At 48.7% G+C, this 19,305-nt stretch carries 21 protein-coding genes and 1 tRNA gene; 9 read left to right on the top strand and 13 right to left on the bottom strand.

Features of this window, described 5'->3' with window-relative positions; translation table 11 throughout:
• The first annotated feature begins 180 nt into the window (after positions 1-180).
• From lpxL to ACJHXA_RS00510, 3 genes are all read left to right on the top strand, one after another.
• Positions 181-1,101, top strand: coding sequence for a kdo(2)-lipid IV(A) lauroyltransferase (gene lpxL / locus ACJHXA_RS00520; protein ID WP_000183364.1), 921 nt, complete (start codon positions 181-183; stop codon positions 1,099-1,101).
• A 171-nt stretch (positions 1,102-1,272) separates the two neighbouring features.
• Positions 1,273-2,499, top strand: a complete 1,227-nt coding sequence (gene mdtG / locus ACJHXA_RS00515; RefSeq protein ID WP_000074172.1) for a multidrug efflux MFS transporter MdtG — start codon at positions 1,273-1,275, stop codon at positions 2,497-2,499.
• Positions 2,500-2,581: 82 nt separating this feature from the next.
• Complete coding sequence (locus tag ACJHXA_RS00510; RefSeq protein WP_000180056.1) at positions 2,582-2,956, top strand: MysB family protein; 375 nt, start codon at positions 2,582-2,584, stop codon at positions 2,954-2,956.
• Here the strand turns inward: ACJHXA_RS00510 and ACJHXA_RS00505 are convergent, their stop codons facing one another.
• The 3 genes from ACJHXA_RS00505 to mdoG all read right to left on the bottom strand — a co-directional run bounded on the left by ACJHXA_RS00505 (position 2,957) and on the right by mdoG (position 7,428).
• A complete protein-coding gene (locus tag ACJHXA_RS00505; RefSeq protein WP_001237206.1) occupies positions 2,957-3,184 on the bottom strand; it encodes a YceK/YidQ family lipoprotein in 228 nt (75 codons plus the stop codon).
• A gap of 172 nt (positions 3,185-3,356) precedes the next feature.
• The gene (mdoH, locus tag ACJHXA_RS00500; RefSeq protein WP_001295445.1) at positions 3,357-5,900 is read right to left on the bottom strand and encodes a glucans biosynthesis glucosyltransferase MdoH; all 2,544 of its coding nucleotides are present in this window, start codon (positions 5,898-5,900) and stop codon (positions 3,357-3,359) included.
• A complete protein-coding gene (gene mdoG / locus ACJHXA_RS00495; protein WP_001300662.1) occupies positions 5,893-7,428 on the bottom strand; it encodes a glucans biosynthesis protein MdoG in 1,536 nt (511 codons plus the stop codon). Before mdoG ends, mdoH begins: the two co-directional genes overlap by 8 nt.
• Before the next feature lie 393 nt (positions 7,429-7,821).
• On the opposite strand from mdoG, the gene mdoC reads away from it, so the two are divergent.
• Positions 7,822-8,979, top strand: a complete 1,158-nt coding sequence (mdoC, locus tag ACJHXA_RS00490; protein WP_001070350.1) for a glucans biosynthesis protein MdoC — start codon at positions 7,822-7,824, stop codon at positions 8,977-8,979.
• 7 nt (positions 8,980-8,986) lie between these two features.
• On the opposite strand, the gene clsC is transcribed toward mdoC, so the two are convergent.
• The 6 genes from clsC to csgB form a co-directional block, all read right to left on the bottom strand.
• Positions 8,987-10,468, bottom strand: coding sequence for a cardiolipin synthase ClsC (clsC, locus tag ACJHXA_RS00485; RefSeq protein ID WP_001307714.1), 1,482 nt, complete (start codon positions 10,466-10,468; stop codon positions 8,987-8,989).
• Entirely contained in the window at positions 10,410-10,943 is a 534-nt protein-coding gene (ymdB, locus tag ACJHXA_RS00480) for an O-acetyl-ADP-ribose deacetylase (RefSeq protein ID WP_000857399.1), read from the bottom strand. The genes clsC and ymdB overlap by 59 nt, the downstream gene beginning before the upstream one ends.
• Positions 10,944-11,037: 94 nt before the next feature.
• Positions 11,038-11,349, bottom strand: coding sequence for a protein YmdA (gene ymdA, locus ACJHXA_RS00475; RefSeq protein ID WP_000489590.1), 312 nt, complete (start codon positions 11,347-11,349; stop codon positions 11,038-11,040).
• 120 nt (positions 11,350-11,469) lie between these two features.
• Positions 11,470-11,802 (bottom strand): curli assembly chaperone CsgC, encoded by a 333-nt coding sequence (gene csgC / locus ACJHXA_RS00470; RefSeq protein ID WP_000992834.1) that lies wholly within the window; start codon positions 11,800-11,802, stop codon positions 11,470-11,472.
• A gap of 58 nt (positions 11,803-11,860) precedes the next feature.
• Entirely contained in the window at positions 11,861-12,316 is a 456-nt protein-coding gene (gene csgA, locus ACJHXA_RS00465) for a curli major subunit CsgA (protein WP_000771437.1), read from the bottom strand.
• 40 nt (positions 12,317-12,356) lie between these two features.
• On the bottom strand, positions 12,357-12,812 hold the full coding sequence (gene csgB / locus ACJHXA_RS00460) for a curli minor subunit CsgB (RefSeq protein WP_000791650.1): 456 nt from the start codon (positions 12,810-12,812) through the stop codon (positions 12,357-12,359).
• A gap of 753 nt (positions 12,813-13,565) precedes the next feature.
• Between csgB and csgD the strand changes: the two genes are divergently transcribed.
• From csgD to csgG, 4 genes are read left to right on the top strand one after another with little or no spacing between them, the layout of a single operon-like run.
• Entirely contained in the window at positions 13,566-14,216 is a 651-nt protein-coding gene (gene csgD, locus ACJHXA_RS00455) for a biofilm master transcriptional regulator CsgD (protein ID WP_000481500.1), read from the top strand.
• 4 nt (positions 14,217-14,220) lie between these two features.
• Entirely contained in the window at positions 14,221-14,610 is a 390-nt protein-coding gene (csgE, locus tag ACJHXA_RS00450) for a curli production assembly/transport protein CsgE (RefSeq protein WP_000833288.1), read from the top strand.
• Between the two features lie 24 nt (positions 14,611-14,634).
• On the top strand, positions 14,635-15,051 hold the full coding sequence (gene csgF / locus ACJHXA_RS00445) for a curli production assembly/transport protein CsgF (protein WP_001264088.1): 417 nt from the start codon (positions 14,635-14,637) through the stop codon (positions 15,049-15,051).
• A 26-nt stretch (positions 15,052-15,077) separates the two neighbouring features.
• On the top strand, positions 15,078-15,911 hold the full coding sequence (gene csgG, locus ACJHXA_RS00440; RefSeq protein ID WP_001189321.1) for a curli production assembly/transport protein CsgG: 834 nt from the start codon (positions 15,078-15,080) through the stop codon (positions 15,909-15,911).
• A gap of 63 nt (positions 15,912-15,974) precedes the next feature.
• On the opposite strand, the gene ACJHXA_RS00435 is transcribed toward csgG, so the two are convergent.
• The 4 genes from ACJHXA_RS00435 to ghrA form a co-directional block, all read right to left on the bottom strand.
• Positions 15,975-16,466: a DUF1097 domain-containing protein gene (locus ACJHXA_RS00435; RefSeq protein ID WP_001297187.1), complete on the bottom strand. Its 492-nt coding sequence runs from the start codon at positions 16,464-16,466 to the stop codon at positions 15,975-15,977.
• 101 nt (positions 16,467-16,567) lie between these two features.
• Positions 16,568-17,122 (bottom strand): molecular chaperone YcdY, encoded by a 555-nt coding sequence (gene ycdY / locus ACJHXA_RS00430; protein WP_001001902.1) that lies wholly within the window; start codon positions 17,120-17,122, stop codon positions 16,568-16,570.
• A 23-nt stretch (positions 17,123-17,145) separates the two neighbouring features.
• Complete coding sequence (gene ycdX, locus ACJHXA_RS00425) at positions 17,146-17,883, bottom strand: zinc-binding phosphatase (protein ID WP_000283664.1); 738 nt, start codon at positions 17,881-17,883, stop codon at positions 17,146-17,148.
• Between the two features lie 54 nt (positions 17,884-17,937).
• Positions 17,938-18,876 carry a glyoxylate/hydroxypyruvate reductase GhrA gene (gene ghrA / locus ACJHXA_RS00420; RefSeq protein ID WP_000351317.1) on the bottom strand — a complete coding sequence of 313 codons (939 nt, stop codon included), beginning with the start codon at positions 18,874-18,876 and terminating at the stop codon, positions 17,938-17,940.
• 233 nt (positions 18,877-19,109) lie between these two features.
• On the opposite strand from ghrA, the gene ACJHXA_RS00415 reads away from it, so the two are divergent.
• Positions 19,110-19,197, top strand: a tRNA-Ser gene (locus tag ACJHXA_RS00415).
• Positions 19,198-19,305: the final 108 nt, after the last annotated feature.

Here is a 19,305-nt window from a genome sequence, read left to right as displayed (position 1 = left end):
GATATAGCAATTATCGATAATTAACATCCACACATTTTACGCTACATTTGCGCATTAAAAATTATTTGTTATTTACAAGCGCGGCAATTTCGCCCAGTCTTCAGCCACAAATTTTGGTTGCGGGCGAAAAAATGCGACAATACATACAATTGCCCGAATAGGTTGAAAAACAGGATTGATATGACGAATCTACCCAAGTTCTCCACCGCACTGCTTCATCCGCGTTATTGGTTAACCTGGTTGGGTATTGGCGTACTTTGGTTAGTCGTGCAATTGCCCTACCCGGTTATCTACCGCCTCGGTTGTGGATTAGGAAAACTGGCGTTACGTTTTATGAAACGACGCGCAAAAATTGTGCATCGCAACCTGGAACTGTGCTTCCCGGAAATGAGCGAACAAGAACGCCGTAAAATGGTGGTGAAGAATTTCGAATCCGTTGGCATGGGCCTGATGGAAACCGGCATGGCGTGGTTCTGGCCGGACCGCCGAATCGCCCGCTGGACGGAAGTGATCGGCATGGAACACATTCGTGACGTGCAGGCGCAAAAACGCGGCATCCTGTTAGTTGGCATCCATTTTCTGACACTGGAACTGGGCGCGCGGCAGTTTGGTATGCAGGAACCGGGGATTGGCGTTTACCGCCCGAACGATAATCCACTGATTGACTGGCTACAAACCTGGGGCCGTTTGCGCTCAAATAAATCGATGCTCGACCGCAAAGATTTAAAAGGCATGATTAAAGCCCTGAAAAAAGGCGAAGTGGTCTGGTACGCACCGGATCATGATTACGGCCCGCGCTCAAGCGTTTTCGTCCCGTTATTTGCCGTTGAGCAGGCTGCGACCACGACCGGAACCTGGATGCTGGCACGGATGTCCGGCGCATGTCTGGTGCCCTTCGTTCCACGCCGTAAGCCAGATGGCAAAGGGTATCAATTGATTATGCTGCCGCCAGAGTGTTCTCCGCCACTGGATGATGCCGAAACTACCGCCGCGTGGATGAACAAAGTGGTCGAAAAATGCATCATGATGGCACCAGAGCAGTATATGTGGTTACACCGTCGCTTTAAAACACGCCCGGAAGGCGTTCCTTCACGCTATTAAATCTCCCCTGCCGGATGCTTCAGAATGGCATCCGGCATTACCACAGCAAATCCCCCTGATTTAGCGATAAAAGCTCTCTGGATTGCGCCCCCTGGAAGTCGGGCGCATAATTAGTGTGCTTATCTTTTCTTCTTATGTTCACCGCGCCTGGCGCACCAACAGCGGATTGCTATGTCACCCTGTGAAAATGACACCCCTATAAACTGGAAACGAAACCTGATCGTCGCCTGGCTAGGCTGTTTTCTTACCGGTGCCGCCTTCAGTCTGGTAATGCCCTTCTTACCCCTCTACGTTGAGCAGCTTGGCGTTACCGGTCACTCCGCCCTGAATATGTGGTCCGGTATTGTCTTCAGCATTACATTTTTATTTTCGGCCATCGCCTCACCGTTTTGGGGTGGACTCGCCGACCGTAAAGGCCGAAAACTCATGCTATTACGCTCTGCCCTCGGCATGGGCATCGTGATGGTGTTGATGGGACTGGCACAAAATATCTGGCAGTTTTTGATCCTACGGGCGCTTCTTGGGTTACTTGGCGGATTTGTCCCCAACGCTAATGCTCTTATCGCCACACAAGTACCGCGTAATAAAAGCGGCTGGGCGCTGGGTACGCTCTCCACAGGCGGCGTTAGTGGTGCGTTGCTCGGCCCAATGGCTGGCGGCCTGCTCGCCGATAGCTACGGCTTACGTCCGGTATTCTTTATTACCGCCAGTGTGCTCATACTCTGCTTTTTCGTCACCCTGTTCTGCATCAGAGAAAAATTCCAGCCGGTCAGCAAAAAAGAGATGCTGCACATGCGGGAAGTGGTGACATCACTTAAAAACCCGAAACTGGTACTCAGCCTGTTTGTCACCACGTTAATCATCCAGGTGGCGACAGGCTCAATTGCCCCCATTCTGACGCTGTATGTCCGCGAACTGGCGGGTAACGTCAGTAACGTCGCCTTTATCAGTGGCATGATCGCCTCGGTGCCAGGCGTGGCGGCTCTGCTAAGCGCACCACGACTCGGCAAACTTGGCGATCGAATCGGACCCGAAAAGATCCTGATTACAGCGCTGATCTTTTCTGTACTGCTGTTGATCCCAATGTCTTACGTTCAGACGCCATTGCAACTTGGGATTTTACGTTTTTTGCTCGGTGCCGCCGATGGTGCACTACTCCCCGCCGTACAGACACTGTTGGTTTACAACTCGAGCAACCAGATCGCCGGGCGTATCTTCAGCTATAACCAATCGTTTCGTGATATTGGCAACGTTACCGGACCATTGATGGGAGCAGCGATTTCAGCGAACTACGGTTTCAGAGCGGTATTTCTCGTCACCGCTGGCGTAGTGTTATTCAACGCAGTCTATTCATGGAACAGTCTACGTCGTCGTCGAATACCCCAGGTATCGAACTGATTTTTCGCCTTTCATACTTGCAAAAGCGGAGAATCAGCTATCCTTTTCCCTGAAACCTCATCAACTCAAAGGGAGAATCGTGATGACCATGTACGCAACGCTTGAAGAAGCCATTGACGCTGCACGCGAAGAATTTCTTGCAGACAACCCCGGCATCGACGCCGAAGATGCGAATGTGCAACAGTTCAATGCCCAAAAATACGTTTTGCAGGACGGCGACATCATGTGGCAAGTTGAGTTTTTTGCCGACGAAGGGGAAGAAGGTGAATGTTTACCTATGCTTAGCGGTGAAGCCGCGCAAAGTGTTTTTGATGGCGACTATGATGAGATAGAGATACGCCAGGAGTGGCAGGAAGAGAATACATTACATGAATGGGACGAGGGGGAATTTCAGCTTGAGCCACCGCTGGATACCGAGGAAGGACGCGCAGCAGCTGATGAGTGGGATGAACGTTAATCACTCATACGGGCCATGATGAGTGTCGATCGGCAGCAGTAAAGTATCAAAAACCAGAGAGAATGGCAGATCAAGGATCGTGACATAACGCCAGGCGGAGTCACGCACATCCCATTGCACACCGGGATAATATTGGTTGCCATGCCCCTGCCCCGGTATAGTGCGACTAATAATGCTGCCACAGCCACTCAGCAAGGTCACCATGATGCTCACCACAATTAAACGCATTTGATACCTCTTTCGTAAAAAAATACCGGCATAACGCCGGTATTTTTATTGGCTCGTTGTTTTTGCCGGATGCGGCGTGAACGCCTTATCCGACCCACAAAATCTTGCAAAATCAATAAATTGCAGGAACGATGTAGGCCTGATAAGCGTAGCGCATCAGGCAACTACGTTTTTATTGCGAAGCCGCATCCGGTTTACGCAATGCCAGTGGATTGAGCTTTATCCCTTCGTAATAACTCACCCATGAAGAATATCTCTCCGGGGAATTCCAGACGCGGAAATGCAGACGGGCCATCGTCACCGGATCGCTTAGCAGCACCAGGCGACGATCGCGATTCAGCTTCTCTGGCGTCTCGTTCAGCGCCTGTTCAACGTGGCGGTCACGGGCGATTTCCAGCACCTTACTGGCGCGGTGACGCGCGGTCGCCATTGCGGTTGCCAGAGCGTTAAATGACGGGTTAAACACTGCGTGCATAAAGCCATCATCAAGGGAGCGTTGACGATTCATCTCAAGGAACCGATCGGTATCAACCAGCACCTGCGGCGGCGAATACTCTTCCGGGATCAGGAACAGTTTCCAGCGTTTGGTGCGCAGACCAACGGTGGCACGGCTGGAAATCACCGAAACAAACGGTGACAGGATCAACGAGAAGACAATCGGTGCCAGCCAGAACAGGAAACGCAGATCCAGCCACGCCATCCCAACAGCCCACACTAACCCTAACAGCAGCTGTGAGCCGTGGCGTTTGAACGCTTCACCCCAGGAAGTGGAGTCATCATCACGCTGCGGTGAATTCCACACCACTTCCCAGCCAAGGAACGCGCTGACAACGAAGACCGTATGGAACAGCATGCGTACCGGAGCCAGCAGCACGGAAAAAAGCACTTCCAGCAGCAACGATAATGTAACGCGCCAGAAGCCGCCGTATTCTTTCGTTCCTTTGCACCAGATAAGCAAAATGCTCAATAACTTCGGCAGGAACAACAGCACCATAGTCGAAGCAAAAAGTGCAATCGCCAGCTCAGGACGCCACTGCGGCCACACCGGGAACAACTGCCGTGGTTGCAGGAAGTATTGCGGTTCGGTCAACGCATGTACTACCTGCAATGCAGTAGAGAGCGCGAGGAACATAAACCACAGCGGAGCGGAGAGATAAGACATCACGCCCGTCAGGAATACCGCACGGTGAACCGGGTGCATACCCTTCACCAGGAACAGACGGAAGTTCATCAGGTTACCGTGGCACCAGCGGCGGTCACGTTTTAGCTCATCAAGCAAGTTAGGCGGCAATTCTTCATAAGAACCCGGGAGATCGTAAGCAATCCAGACCCCCCAACCTGCACGGCGCATCAACGCCGCTTCCACGAAGTCATGTGACAGGATTGAACCGGCAAAGGAACCTTCGCCCGGCAGCGGAGCCAGTGCGCAGTGCTCGATAAACGGTTTCACGCGGATAATCGCGTTATGTCCCCAGTAGTGCGACTCGCCAAGTTGCCAGAAGTGCAAACCGGCTGTAAACAGTGGCCCATACACGCGGGTCGCGAACTGCTGACAGCGCGCATACAGCGTATCCATACCGGACGCTTTCGGCGACGACTGAATGATCCCGGCGTTCGGGTTGGCTTCCATCAAGCGCACCAGGCCGCATAAACAATCACCGGTCATTACCGAGTCAGCATCCAGCACCACCATGTAGCTGTACTGGCTGCCCCAGCGACGGCAGAAGTCATCGATATTACCGCTTTTACGCTTCACGCGGCGACGGCGGCGGCGATAGAAAATCTGACCTTCGCCACCGACTTCAGCGATAAGCTCCATCCAGGCTTTTTGCTCTGCGACGCAGATATCCGGGTTATAACTGTCACTAAGAATGTAGACATCAAAGTGTTTGGCATTCCCGGTGGCTTTTACTGATTCCCACGTTGCACGCAGGCCAGCAAAAACACGGTTCACGTCTTCGTTACAGATAGGCATGATCAACGCCGTGCGATGCTCCGGGTTTAATGGTTCATCGCCAACTGTTGACGCAGATATACTGTATTTATCGCGACCAATAAGCAGTTGCAGGAAGCCCATTAACGCCGTCCAGAATCCGGCGGACACCCAACAGAACAGTACCGCAAAGAGGATCAGGATACCGGTTTGCAGCATATAAGGCAGAAGCTGCATAAAGGAAACCCACAAATCCTGACCAACCATATCCATAGGATTAATCAGCGCCCAACCCTGATAAGGAAGAATGGTCTTCATATACCAGGTCGCGACGACAGTTTGCGCGAGCGTCAGGATCAACAGAATGTAACGGCGGATGGTACCGACGGTACGCCACTTTTGCTCGCTCTCCTGCTCTTCTTTGGTCAAACGAGCCAGATAGCGCGGCGTGACATCGCGTCCACGCAGGCGATCCCAGAAACGGCCTACCGGGTTGGTACGCCACGGGTCGGGAAACATCGAGGAGCGTTTTGCTTCTGGCATCGCCTTCAGCTGATCGCGCCCTTCGTCGTCTTTAATTAACTGTCCATCAGCAAGTGAATCTGGCCAGGCTTGTTCCAGACGCGCCTTTACCGAGCCTTGCGGGGAATCATCCTCCCGCGCCCAGGTGCGGTGTTCGGCATCCAGCGCCTGATGAACGGCGCGGATATCAGTCTTCGGCAATGCCGCTTTCTCGCTTGCGGCGATGGGCATTGCGTCAATGTACTCAGTTGTCTTATTCATTGGCAGGTAACTGGTAGCTCCAGGTTTCACTCAACGTCTGATCGGCATTCACCAGCGCAGCACGCATTTCAGTGGTTTTCTTGGCATCTTTCACTTTCACACGCATCACCAGACGCCAGCCTTTGGTAACCGGGTTATAGCGCACCGTGCTTTCAACTATCTCACCATTATCACCAATGCTGGTTTGCGCTGTGACCGGGGTATCCTCTGGCAGTTTTTTCATCTCTGCGCCGGTAAAATCGACCACAAAGGCGATAGTACCGTCAGGCTGGCGAATCAGGTTCGACTGCTTCACATCCCCCGTTGAACGACGCGTTTGTTGCACCCATGCGTTATCTGGCGCATGCAGTTTGTCTTCATCACGGCTGAAGGTGATGGTGTATTTAAAGTTCATCTCTTTACCCGGCTCCGGCAGCTGATCCGGCGTCCAGTAAGCGACGATGTTATCGTTGGTTTCATCGTTGGTTGGAATTTCCACCAGCTCAACGCTGCCTTTACCCCACTCCCCTTTCGGAGTCACCCATGCGCTTGGACGAAGATCGTAACGATCATCGAGATCTTCAAAGCGGGAGAAATCACGACCGCGCTGCAACAGACCGAAGCCTTGCGGGTTCTCCATCGAGAAGCTGCTGACCGCTAAATGTTTCGGGTTATTCAACGGACGCCAGATCCATTCGCCATTACCGGCATGGATAGACAGACCGTTAGAGTCGTGCAACTCCGGACGATAGTTATTTGCAGGCGACGGTTGGTTCGGCCCAAACAGGAACATACTGGTTAACGGTGCAACCCCCAGTTTGCCGACTTTATCGCGCAGATAGATTTTCGACTGCACATCCACAACCGTGTCACGCCCTGGCATAACCACGAATTTGTAAGCACCTGTCGCGCGCGGCGAGTCAAGCAATGCATAAATGGTTAAACGTTTATCAGTCGGTTTTGGACGCTCGATCCAGAACTCTTTGAAGCGTGGAAATTCTTCACCCGATGGCAAGGCGGTATCAATTGCCAGGCCGCGGGCAGAAAGGCCATAAACCTGACCTGCACCAATCACGCGGAAATAGCTGGCCCCGAGCATGCTGACGATTTCATCGTTTTTATCTTTGCTGTTGATCGGGTAAAGCACTTTAAAACCGGCAAAACCAAGGTCTTTTACCGTGTCTTTGTCATGCTGAACATCGCCGAAAGTGAAATAATCCGGGCTGTATTTGATTCGTTTGACTGCGGTGGCAGTCACTTCATTTATTTTGACCGGGGTATCGAAGTACATACCCTGATGGTAGAACTCGAGTTTGAATGGGGTCTTCAGATTGTTCCAGTACGCTTTGTCATGATTAAACTGGATCTGCTGATAGTCCGCGTATTTCATATCGCGGAAAACGGAGGGCAAGTTGCTTTTGGGCGCCTCATAGCCTTTCCCGGCTAAGGATTGAGCTTGCTTTGCGACATCATCAATACTGAAAGCCCAGCTTGAAGATGTATACAGGGTTAACATTACTGCAGCACTCAACCAACGCATTTTCATCATTTGTAGTTTATGTTTCATAATTAGTAAGCACTTCCCCCTTTGTGTGCTTATATCGATCCGATCTATTTTAATGGATAACCAGCCATTCCGACAACAGAATCCCGGTATCGTTCAGCACGCTGGCTCATGGATTAAGCACCTGATTGCAACCGTTTTCACTTTCCGTGCTTCTCCTAAAGACAGAAGCATCGACTTCGTGTAGGGTTTGCCAGCAATTTTATTTATCAACCGTCTTACAGACGCTTCCATTCTGGTTAGTGGTAGCGATGATGCTATGCATAAAAACCTTGAAGCCTGCGCCTGGCGCGGTCAGGTCGGTGTCGCTATGGCAACAAGCCTAAAGGCATAACCCGACAGGGATAAGACGAAAAATCCGAGATTAGTTAACCATATATGAATCCAGTACCCGCGCAACGTGAATATTTCCTCGACTCCATCCGCGCCTGGCTGATGTTGTTAGGGATCCCTTTTCATATTTCTTTAATCTATTCGAGCCATACATGGCATGTGAATAGCGCCGAACCATCATTGTGGCTGACCCTTTTTAATGACTTCATCCACTCGTTCCGCATGCAGGTATTTTTCGTTATATCCGGCTACTTTTCCTACATGCTTTTTTTACGCTATCCCTTGAAAAAATGGTGGAAAGTACGTGTCGAACGTGTAGGTATCCCGATGTTAACAGCCATCCCCCTACTGACATTACCGCAATTTATTATGCTGCAATATGTCAAAGGAAAAGCGGAAAGTTGGCCTGGGCTGTCATTGTATGACAAATATAATACGTTGGCCTGGGAATTAATATCACACCTGTGGTTTTTACTGGTGTTAGTAGTCATGACGACGCTGTGCGTATGGATATTTAAGCGCATCAGAAATAATTTAGAAAATTCTGATAAAACGAATAAAAAATTCTCGATGGTAAAACTATCGGTGATTTTTTTATGCCTCGGCATCGGTTATGCGGTAATAAGAAGAACGATTTTTATTGTGTATCCGCCCATTCTGAGTAATGGCATGTTCAATTTTATTGTCATGCAAACGCTGTTTTATTTGCCGTTCTTTATCCTCGGCGCACTGGCTTTCATTTTCCCTCATCTTAAAGCCTTGTTTACCACGCCGTCTCGTGGCTGTACCCTTGCAGCAGCATTGGCGTTTGTCGCTTATTTACTCAACCAGCGCTATGGCAGTGGCGATGCCTGGATGTACGAAACCGAGTCGGTGATCACCATGGTCCTCGGTCTGTGGATGGTGAATGTGGTCTTCTCCTTTGGCCACCGTTTGCTTAACTTCCAGTCAGCGCGGGTGACTTATTTTGTTAACGCATCGCTGTTTATCTATCTGGTTCACCACCCGTTAACGCTGTTTTTCGGCGCATACATTACACCGCACATCACCTCCAACTGGCTTGGTTTTCTCTGTGGCCTGATATTTGTAGTAGGGATTGCGATAATTCTGTATGAAATTCATTTGCGCATCCCGTTACTGAAGTTTTTGTTCTCTGGTAAACCGGTTGTTAAGCGTGAGAACGATAAAGCACCAGCCCGTTAAGCCACATTTACAATAACCATTCCACGGGCAATATCGACGCCAGTCTGACCATAACCCGCTTCCAGAAACTGGTGGCGGGTTCTTTTTTGAGAATAATCTCTTTCTTTGCATGACGATCAACCCAGTTGATCCGTCCCCACCTGTCCAGACGGAGCTGCCAGGCCGCATCATACTGGCTCTGAATAAAGCGTTTATCAATTAACTGTGCCAGCGTTTCGCTCTCTATCACGAAGCCCATTTCAGTATTGAGCAATGTTGAACGCGGATCGAAATTGAAAGAGCCGATAAACACCGTTTTACCATCGATGCTAAAGGTTTTAGCATGCAGGCTGGCTCCGGAATTACCGGTTATGCCGCGATCGTGTAACGTACTACTTTGTTCACGCGTCGGCTTGAGTTCATATAATTCCACGCCATAGCGGAGCAATTTTTTGCGCCAGCGCGCGTATCCGGCATGGACGACAGCAACATCGTTAGCGGCAAGAGAATTGGTTAGGATCGCAATCTTTACCCCTTTTCTCACCATCCGTAAGAGTTGCGCCACACCTGCGCGTGTCGGTACAAAATAGGAAGAGATAATATCGATGCGTTCACTGGGTGAGCCCATGATATCGAACAGGCGCTGCGGTAACAGTGAATGCCGTTTTGCCTTGCCCTCCCCTTTCGCCGGATCATCACTTAATAAACGTGTCTTCGCCCAGATAAGCGGCAATGTTCCATCAACCAGATGATTTATAAATGGACTGGATTCCATTTTGCGTAAATAACGATGCGTCATGGCATCGTTATGCCAGGAGGCGGGTAACTCGATGCGATCCGCCATTTCACCCTCCGGGACATCCAGCACCTGCTGTAAGGGTGAAACCGATTTGCAATACCAGTAGCGGGCGAAATCATCGGCAACGTCCTCTACCACGGGTCCTATTGCCATGACATCTAAATCCGAAAAAAGTGGCTCCTCCCCTGCTCCAAAATAGGCATCACCAATATTTCGTCCTCCCACCAGGGTCACCACGCCATCGACAGTGAAACTTTTATTGTGCATACGGCGATTAAGACGGGAAAAGTCGGTGATATAACCAAGCGGACGCAGCAAGCGAAACGAGAAAGGATTAAAAAGCCGGACTTCAATGCGTGGATGACTGTCAAGCAAGCGTAAAATGTCGTCAAGTCCGGGCGTATTGTTGTCGTCCAGCAACAAACGGACGCGAACGCCACGCTTTGCTGCGGCTAACAGGGCGGAAAACAGTAACCGACCCGACATATCGTCCTGCCAGATGTAATACTGAACATCGAGCGTATGCTCTGCCATTTCGGCCAGACGATACCGGGCGGCAAACGCATCCAGACTTTTCTCCAGAGGGAAAAGACCACACTGACCGGGATGTTGCGAACACAGTGGCAGCACCGCGCTCGCCAGCCGGGGCAAATCATTCATCTCCTTGTTGGGTAAGGAGTCTTTCGTAGAGGTGGGCGTTTTCTTCATCATAACAGACAAAGTATACCTGTTCGGGTAAAGCGTGACGGGTAATAAATTCTGAAACGGTTTTAACTGCGATTTCAGCCGCTGCCGCACGAGGGTAACCATAAACCCCAGTACTGATTGCAGGAAAAGCCACTGACGTATAGCTGTTTGCCGCCACCAGTCGTAGGCTATTGAGATAGGCATCCTGCAAAAGCTGGTCTTCGTTTTGTTCACCACCACGCCAGACTGGCCCGACGGTGTGCACTACGGCTTTAGCGGGAAGAGCGCCTGCAAGCGTAATAACGGCATGCCCCGTAGGGCAATCGCCCTGCTGTTGCCTGACTTTTAAACAGGCATCCAGCAGGGCCGGACCCGCTGCGCGATGAATGGCCCCATCGACGCCGCCGCCTCCCATTAATGACGGATTAGCCGCATTCACAATCACATCAACGGCCAGTTTGGTAATATCACCCTGCACAACATGAATACGCGTTTTCATAACGCCTCCTTACACCTTCTTGTTTCTTAAGTGTACAGCAGGCTTTTTGGTTAAATCGCATTTTTCTGCTCAGCAACGTGCGTTGTTCAGAAACTTAGTTATATTCGATGTTCATTACAGCCAGCTTTTTCTGTTTATCAAGATACTGCACTTTTACTGAGGCTATTTGCGCGTTTTTAACATTACCGCTCATTAACGCTTTGCTGGAATAGGTTTTGCCCGGAACAGAACCATTCTGTGGGCAGTTCATTTCTACGGGTGATGACTGGGTGCTGACGTCACATGCCGGTTCCACAATTTGGCCATAAAAATGGATCACCCCCCCTTGCGCGGTGCTTCCTGCGATGGCAATAAAAGGAAAAAGCAAACTGCCGAGCATAAGAGAGTTTAAAAAAGGTCTGAACATTTATTCTATTTCCTCAATGATTAGTCATCCTTGAGGGTTGTGTTATCCATACTTTCAGGTTGGCTGATTCGCAGCAGACCATTCTCTCCAGATTCATCTTATGCTCGATATTTCAACAAATTAAGACTTTTCTGAAGAGGGCGGCCATTGTTGTGATAAATGAAGTGACTGTCCATCAGAAACAGTAACAACTATTTTCACCCGATCTTCCGGGGAAATATTTAAACTCAACTTCGTCAAAGCAATAGGTTGATTAGCAGGCAATGAGAGGGTCTTTTCTTGCTTCGTCTGACTTTGCCCTGAACTGCCTTCGCGCAGGGACAATATTTGTACTCTGCACAGACAAGATTGAGTAAGAGTGACTTCAGGAATAATGGTATACACATCCCCTTGCTGGGTCGTATTAAAGGTTATCTGGCTGGAAAGTGCCGCAAGGAGTAATAACGCATTCATATTCTTCTCCCGAAAAAAAACAGGGCTTGCGCCCTGTTTCTGTAATACAAATGATGTATTAGTACTGATGAGCGGTCGCGTTGTTACCAAAGCCAACCTGAGTCACGTTGACGGAGGAGTTAGATGCAGTCTGGTCAACTGCAGCACCGTTGCCACCACCGAACTGTTTAACAGTCATTTCAGAATTTTTGCCGTTCCACTGATCAAGAGTGGCGCTGTTACCGAAGCCACGTTGGGTCAGATCGATTGAGCTGTCATCTGAGCCCTGACCTACATCTGCACCATTACCACCGCCATGCTGGGTAATAGTCAAGTCAGAGTTACGGGCATCAGTTTGCAGAGCAAGTGCAGAGTTACCGCCACCGTACTGGTAAATGTTCAGCTCTGAATTTGGGCCGCTATTATTACCGCCACCACCGTGGTTACCGCCGCCGCCGTACTGAGGAACAACACCTGCCAGAGCGCTACCGGAGAATACGATTGCTGCAATTGCTGCTACTTTTAAAAGTTTCATGTAAAACCCCCATCGGATTGATTTAAAAGTCGAATGGAAATTAACGTTGTGTCACGCGAATAGCCATTTGCGACTGTCTCTGCACTACAATTGCCGTTTTTTGAGTACCATACTGTGTAATATTTGCTTTATTACCAGAACCTTTCTGGATAATCATCGCAGTATTACCATAAGCACCTTGCGAAATACTGGCATCGTTGGCACTGCCCGCCTGATCAATATATGCAAGGTTATAATCTCCTGTCTGGTCAATCTTTGCCCGGTTGCTACTACCTTCTTGCGCAACAACCGCCAAAAGTTTTGAGCCTCCCTGCCGTAACTGAGCACTATTATTCGTCCCAGCTTGACCAATTATGGCTGCCTGATTAAATGAAGACTTACTCAATTCATTTACCGCGAAGTTATATTCTGAATTAGCTAAATCATAACCTGCTGCGGCTGCAATCCCAGGCGCACCCAGTATTGTTAACATCATAAATAACAATTTGTTTTTCATGTTGTCACCCTGGACCTGGTCGTACATTTAAGAAATTAAATCATTTCAACTTGGTTGTTAACGCAACCTGTATTTTGTTAACGCTGCGTTACGATGGAAAGTATGTCTGCGGAAATATTTTTAATAACTCACCCGCGCGTTGTATTTTTCTTTTTTTGTTCATACCAAAGTATTAAAACCCACGTAAATACGCTGTTATCTACGCAAAAAATATTTTGTTTTCTTTTAAATCTCCGTTTTCCGCTATCAAAAATCACCAGACAGTCATTTTTCTTGCCCGTCGCTGATTGCTGCGATATGTCTTGCGCACAAGCCGTGACAAACCTCGTCTTTTTGCAGTAAAAAATTGTCCACGGAGGTGCGGAGAAAAAACAAGAACGTTTTACATGACGAAAGGACTACACCGAAATATTTTTTATATGTATTATTAGTAAGTTATCACCATTTGTATGATTTTTTAAAATTGTGCAATAAAAACCAAATGTACAACTTTTCTATCATTTCTAAACTTAATAAAACCTTAAGATTAACATTTTAATATAGCGAGTTACATTTAGTTACATGTTTAACACTTGATTTAAGATTTGTAATGGCTAGATTGAAATCAGATGTAATCCATTAGTTTTATATTTTACCCATTTAGGGCTGATTTATTACTACACACAGCAGTGCAACATCTGTCAGTACTTCTGGTGCTTCTATTTTAGAGGCAGCTGTCAGGTGTGCGATCAATAAAAAAAGCGGGGTTTCATCATGTTTAATGAAGTCCATAGTATTCATGGTCATACATTATTGTTGATCACTAAACCGTCTTTGCAAGCGACAGCTCTCTTGCAGCACCTTAAACAATCGCTGGCAATTACAGGAAAATTACATAATATTCAACGTTCTCTGGACGATATATCTTCAGGCTCTATTATTCTTCTGGATATGATGGAAGCAGATAAAAAGCTTATCCATTATTGGCAGGATACTTTGAGCAGGAAAAACAACAATATCAAAATATTGTTGCTAAATACGCCTGAAGATTACCCGTACCGCGACATTGAAAACTGGCCTCATATCAACGGCGTTTTTTATGCCATGGAGGATCAAGAACGTGTTGTCAATGGGTTGCAAGGCGTCCTGCGCGGCGAATGCTACTTTACGCAAAAGCTTGCCAGTTACCTGATTACACATTCTGGTAACTATCGTTATAACAGCACGGAATCAGCCCTCCTTACTCATCGGGAAAAAGAGATCCTGAATAAGCTGCGTATCGGCGCGTCTAATAACGAGATCGCTCGTTCGTTGTTCATCAGCGAAAATACGGTTAAAACGCATCTTTATAATCTTTTCAAGAAGATAGCCGTAAAAAACCGGACACAAGCGGTTTCCTGGGCAAACGATAACCTCAGGCGATAAAGCCATGAAACGTTATTTACGCTGGATTGTGGCGGCAGAATTTCTGTTCGCCGCAGGGAATCTTCACGCCGTTGAGGTAGAAGTCCCGGGATTGTTAACTGACCATACTGTTTCATCTATTGGCCATGATTTTTACCGAGCCTTTAGTGATAAATGGGAAAGTGACTATACGGGTAACTTAACGATTAATGAAAGGCCCAGTGCACGATGGGGAAGCTGGATCACTATAACGGTCAATCAGGACGTTATTTTCCAGACTTTTTTATTTCCGTTGAAAAGAGACTTCGAGAAAACTGTCGTCTTTGCACTGATTCAAACTGAAGAAGCACTAAATCGTCGCCAGATAAATCAGGCGTTATTAAGTACGGGCGATTTGGCGCATGATGAATTCTAAATAAAAAATTGTTCGGAGGCTGCAATGCGTGTCAAACATGCAGTAGTTCTACTCATGCTTATTTCGCCATTAAGTTGGGCTGGAACCATGACTTTCCAGTTCCGTAATCCAAACTTTGGTGGTAACCCAAATAATGGCGCTTTTTTATTAAATAGCGCTCAGGCCCAAAACTCTTATAAAGATCCGAGCTATAACGATGACTTTGGTATTGAAACACCCTCAGCGTTAGATAACTTTACTCAGGCCATCCAGTCACAAATTTTAGGTGGGCTACTGTCGAATATTAATACCGGTAAACCGGGCCGCATGGTGACCAACGATTATATTGTTGATATTGCTAACCGCGATGGTCAATTGCAGTTGAACGTGACAGATCGTAAAACCGGACAAACCTCGACCATCCAGGTTTCGGGTTTACAAAATAACTCAACCGATTTTTAAGCCCCAGCTTCATAAGGAAAATAATCATGCAGCGCTTATTTCTTTTGGTTGCCGTCATGTTACTGAGCGGATGCTTAACCGCCCCGCCTAAAGAAGCCGCCAGACCGACATTAATGCCTCGAGCTCAGAGCTACAAAGATTTGACCCATCTGCCAGCGCCGACGGGTAAGATCTTTGTTTCGGTATACAACATTCAGGACGAAACCGGGCAATTTAAACCCTACCCGGCAAGTAACTTCTCCACTGCTGTTCCGCAAAGCGCCACGGCAATGCTGGTCACGGCATTGAAAGATTCTCGCTGGTTTATACCGCTGGAGCGCCAGGGCTTACAAAACCTGCTTAACGAGCGCAAGATTATTCGTGCGGCACAAGAAAACGGCACGGTTGCCATTAATAACCGAATCCCGCTGCAATCTTTAACGGCGGCAAATATTATGGTTGAAGGTTCGATTATCGGTTATGAAAGCAACGTTAAATCGGGCGGTGTTGGGGCAAGATATTTTGGGATCGGTGCAGACACGCAATACCAGCTCGATCAGATTGCCGTGAACCTGCGTGTCGTCAATGTGAGTACCGGTGAGATCCTCTCCTCGGTGAACACCAGTAAGACGATACTTTCCTATGAAGTTCAGGCCGGGGTTTTCCGCTTTATTGACTACCAGCGCTTGCTGGAAGGGGAAGTGGGTTACACCTCAAACGAACCCGTTATGCTGTGTCTGATGTCGGCTATCGAAACAGGGGTCATTTTCCTGATTAATGATGGTATCGACCGTGGTCTGTGGGATTTGCAGAACAAAGCAGAACGGCAGAACGACATTCTGGTGAAATACCGCCATATGTCGGTTCCACCGGAATCCTGACAGATAAAAAAGCCGGAATTATCATCCGGCATTTTACTGTTTAAGCGAAAGCGTGAGTGCCCCTCACGCTTTATTTTTGATTTCCTGCTCACGGTGCGCCGTCTTTGCACTACGCGCCGCCAGCCACAGGCCGCTGTTTTTCATTGCGTAACCAAATACCAGCCCAAGCGCCAGCGAAGGTAACACCAGTTTCCAGTCACCCTGCCCGGCAAACGTCGCGCATGCGCCTATAAACGTTCCCGGAACAAATGAAAGCAGCAGCTGTTTGGCCTGAATACACATCAGAAACGCGACAATACCGGTTATGACATAACCGAGAATTTCCAGATGTGGTGCCAGTGCACTACCGTAAATAATGACCATCGCCCACACCACGCCACTAAGCAGGGTTGCAGCGGAGATCGCCAGCCCTTTCAGCCCACCTTGCGGGCAGGCAAAGTAGGCCGTACAGCCCAGGAAGCCCGCCCAGCTTAGTAAGCCCAGGGAAACAGCCACCCATCCCCAGATACCGGAGAGAATGCCTGTTGTGATTGCAATAGAGAGAAGTATGTTCATGCCGCGCATGATAGCAGAAAACGCGGCCATGAATGAGATCGAGCACACATTTTATGCAACAACAAATTATCTGTTGCAGTTATGAGTGACGATGATCACATTTACTCTTCAGAATCTTCTTCCAGCTCGTCCCACATTGCACTAATGGCATCACGGGTTAGCGGTGCCATGGTGCGCCAGAAAGGCGTGGTTGCATGGGCCTCCACTTTGCCGAGGAACGCACCACACCAGGGTAACAGATACTCACTGAACAGTGTTTCCAGTGCTTCGCTCTCATCTTCCGTTGACTGATCTTCCAGCCAGGAAGCCGCAAGCAGCAATGTGCCGATGTGATCGGCTGGCGTATCCGCCAGTGGCATCCCTCGTTCGGAAAGAAAAGCGCGCACTTCCGCTTCCGTTGCATCCTCAACCCATGCGCTACGATATGGCGGCACGGCACATTCATCGCCGATAAACAACGCATTGTAATCGGCAGAGACTTGCGCCATATCACAGCTTTTCTGTAAACGCGTCAGTAACTCATCCTGCTCCAGTGGCCAGTTCGCAGCCAGTTTCCCCTCACGAATCAGGGTAAACAGCGGCACCAGTAAAGGATCTTGCGGTTGGCGGTAATAGAGCGAACCCAGCACACGACAGAGGATAGAAAACTCGTTCATTAATATATTTCCATTACTAGTAATTAAAGGTCTGCAAATTCCGCAATCGGTGCCATACCGCGAGATTCAAGGAAGTTCAGTAAGCGGCGCGGAGAAACATTCAAAATGCGCTCTGGCGGAAAATCTACCGCGTCGAGGATTTTAAGACACTCTTCAAATTCCCCCATGGTAAACGCGGTGTGAGAATCCGAGCCTAATGCCACCCAACCTCCAGCATCACGTACCGCTGCGGCTACCGCACGACAGTTGTCTTCACTGCCCTTACGTGAGTGTAAAAATGAAGAATTATTGATTTCCAGCGCCACCTGATGTTTCGCGGCTGCTTCAGCAACGGCTTTCACATCTATTTCATATTTGGGATTTCCGGGATGGCTTATTATATGCACATTGCCGCTGGCGATAGTGGCGATCATCGCTTGTGTATTGGTCGCTTTGTCATGTGGTGCAAAAACCGGCTCATGAAAACCGGCAATAATCAGATCCAGCGAGTCAAACATTTTACCGCTGCAATCAATTTCACCATCAACATTTTTAATGTTAGCTTCGATGCCGCGCAGGATCCCTACCCCATCAACCACTCGCGGCCAGATACGCATGTTAATGAAGTGCCAGTGATGCGGAGCATCTTCCATATCCGGGCCATGATCGGTGATCGCAAAAAGTTTAATGCCCTTTTGTTTGGCCTGGGCAATGTAATCACTCAATGTGCTATATGCATGTGTGCTGGCAACGGTATGCATATGAAGGTCGACGGGATACATAACTCTCTCCTGTATTCAATTCCCGCCAAGGATAGCAGGAATCCTGATGCTTTATTAGTAGCCGCGTGCGCGGTCGACTTGCCCGCAGACCCTCTCCCCTTTTTCGAGCTGGGCAATGGTGCGAGAAATGTACTCCACAGCTTCAGCGGGACGGGTAATCGCGGCGACATGTGGTGTTATCGTCACGCGTGGATGTTGCCAGAGCGGACTTTCAGGCGGTAAGGGTTCACGATTAAAAACATCCAACATTGCGCCTTTAACTTTGCCGCTATCCAGCGCCGCGAGCAGGTCATCTTCCACAACATGAACACCACGCGCCAGGTTGAGGAGATACGCGCCATCCGGTAATTTTTCGAGTAATTGTTGATTAATAATGCCGACGGTTTCAGGGGTATTCGGTAACAAATTAATCAATACCCGACATTGGCTCAGAAATGCAGACAGTTCTTCCCGTCCGGCAAAGCTTTGCACGCCAGGCCACGATTTACGGGTTCGACTCCAGCAACGCAGCGGAAAGCGCCAGGTTTGCAGACTCTGAGCAACTTTACTGCCCAGTACGCCTGCGCCCAAAATGCCGATGGTAAAATCTTCCCGATGATATTCAGGCAGCGGTTGCCAATGCGAACTATTTTGCTGGATGCGATAATCGTCAAAACGTCGAAACCAATGCAGCACCTGACTGACAGCATATTCCTGCATTTGCTCGCCCATACCGGTATCTTCCAGGCGAAAAAGTGGAACAGAAGGGTTCAGCATTTCAGGGTGTGCCTGTAGCTTGCTCAAAATAGAATCAACACCGGCCCCGAGTGCGAACACCGCTTTAAGATCGCGCCCTGCCAGCATTTCAACAGGAGGATGCCAGACTAAAGCATAATCAGCAGAGTCATTATCTCCGCTTTTCCACGCTCTGACTCTTGCCTGAGGAATAGCTTTGCGTAGTGCCTCAATCCACCATTGGGTATCGAACGTTGGGTGATAAAAGATGATATCCATACTGACTCCCGAAAAGCGTTGTGCGAAATTTATTCGCACTTATCGTTATGATCTACAAAGGCCACCAGCATAACAAATCCGTGGTCGGTGGCAAAAAAAGCAGATTTCGCTTATTAAAACCACACATTGATTGAAGTTTGAATAAACGCGCGATTTTTTCAAAAAGTTTGTTGACCTCAGGTCATGATTTCCCTAAATTAGCGCCCGTTCCAGCAAGACAGGAACGACAATTTGGTGAGGTGTCCGAGTGGCTGAAGGAGCACGCCTGGAAAGTGTGTATACGGCAACGTATCGGGGGTTCGAATCCCCCCCTCACCGCCATATTTAAAGAAGAGCTCGTACGAAAGTACGGGCTTTTTTTTCGTATATTGCACACACCGGGGGGGATGAGAAGCCCCGACCGGGGGTCGACAACTGGCGACAGCCAGT

This window comes from Escherichia sp. WS33, from assembly GCF_046486385.1.
Lineage (GTDB): Bacteria > Pseudomonadota > Gammaproteobacteria > Enterobacterales > Enterobacteriaceae > ECMA0423.
Note: the sequence above shows the minus strand (reverse complement) of the source record. Positions and strands in the feature narration are given on the sequence as shown.

Coding starts and splice junctions, on each gene's coding strand:
- csgE (WP_000833288.1), top strand. CDS start 14,221: ATGAAACGTTATTTACGCTGGATTGTGGCGGCAGAATTTCTGTTCGCC.
- ycdY (WP_001001902.1), bottom strand. CDS start 17,122: ATGAACGAGTTTTCTATCCTCTGTCGTGTGCTGGGTTCGCTCTATTAC.
- csgC (WP_000992834.1), bottom strand. CDS start 11,802: ATGAATGCGTTATTACTCCTTGCGGCACTTTCCAGCCAGATAACCTTT.
- mdtG (WP_000074172.1), top strand. CDS start 1,273: ATGTCACCCTGTGAAAATGACACCCCTATAAACTGGAAACGAAACCTG.
- csgB (WP_000791650.1), bottom strand. CDS start 12,812: ATGAAAAACAAATTGTTATTTATGATGTTAACAATACTGGGTGCGCCT.
- lpxL (WP_000183364.1), top strand. CDS start 181: ATGACGAATCTACCCAAGTTCTCCACCGCACTGCTTCATCCGCGTTAT.
- csgF (WP_001264088.1), top strand. CDS start 14,635: ATGCGTGTCAAACATGCAGTAGTTCTACTCATGCTTATTTCGCCATTA.
- ACJHXA_RS00435 (WP_001297187.1), bottom strand. CDS start 16,466: ATGAACATACTTCTCTCTATTGCAATCACAACAGGCATTCTCTCCGGT.
- ACJHXA_RS00505 (WP_001237206.1), bottom strand. CDS start 3,184: ATGCGTTTAATTGTGGTGAGCATCATGGTGACCTTGCTGAGTGGCTGT.
- mdoH (WP_001295445.1), bottom strand. CDS start 5,900: ATGAATAAGACAACTGAGTACATTGACGCAATGCCCATCGCCGCAAGC.
- csgD (WP_000481500.1), top strand. CDS start 13,566: ATGTTTAATGAAGTCCATAGTATTCATGGTCATACATTATTGTTGATC.
- mdoG (WP_001300662.1), bottom strand. CDS start 7,428: ATGATGAAAATGCGTTGGTTGAGTGCTGCAGTAATGTTAACCCTGTAT.
- ymdB (WP_000857399.1), bottom strand. CDS start 10,943: ATGAAAACGCGTATTCATGTTGTGCAGGGTGATATTACCAAACTGGCC.
- ghrA (WP_000351317.1), bottom strand. CDS start 18,876: ATGGATATCATCTTTTATCACCCAACGTTCGATACCCAATGGTGGATT.
- mdoC (WP_001070350.1), top strand. CDS start 7,822: ATGAATCCAGTACCCGCGCAACGTGAATATTTCCTCGACTCCATCCGC.
- ycdX (WP_000283664.1), bottom strand. CDS start 17,883: ATGTATCCCGTCGACCTTCATATGCATACCGTTGCCAGCACACATGCA.
- csgG (WP_001189321.1), top strand. CDS start 15,078: ATGCAGCGCTTATTTCTTTTGGTTGCCGTCATGTTACTGAGCGGATGC.
- ymdA (WP_000489590.1), bottom strand. CDS start 11,349: ATGTTCAGACCTTTTTTAAACTCTCTTATGCTCGGCAGTTTGCTTTTT.
- csgA (WP_000771437.1), bottom strand. CDS start 12,316: ATGAAACTTTTAAAAGTAGCAGCAATTGCAGCAATCGTATTCTCCGGT.
- ACJHXA_RS00510 (WP_000180056.1), top strand. CDS start 2,582: ATGACCATGTACGCAACGCTTGAAGAAGCCATTGACGCTGCACGCGAA.
- clsC (WP_001307714.1), bottom strand. CDS start 10,468: ATGATGAAGAAAACGCCCACCTCTACGAAAGACTCCTTACCCAACAAG.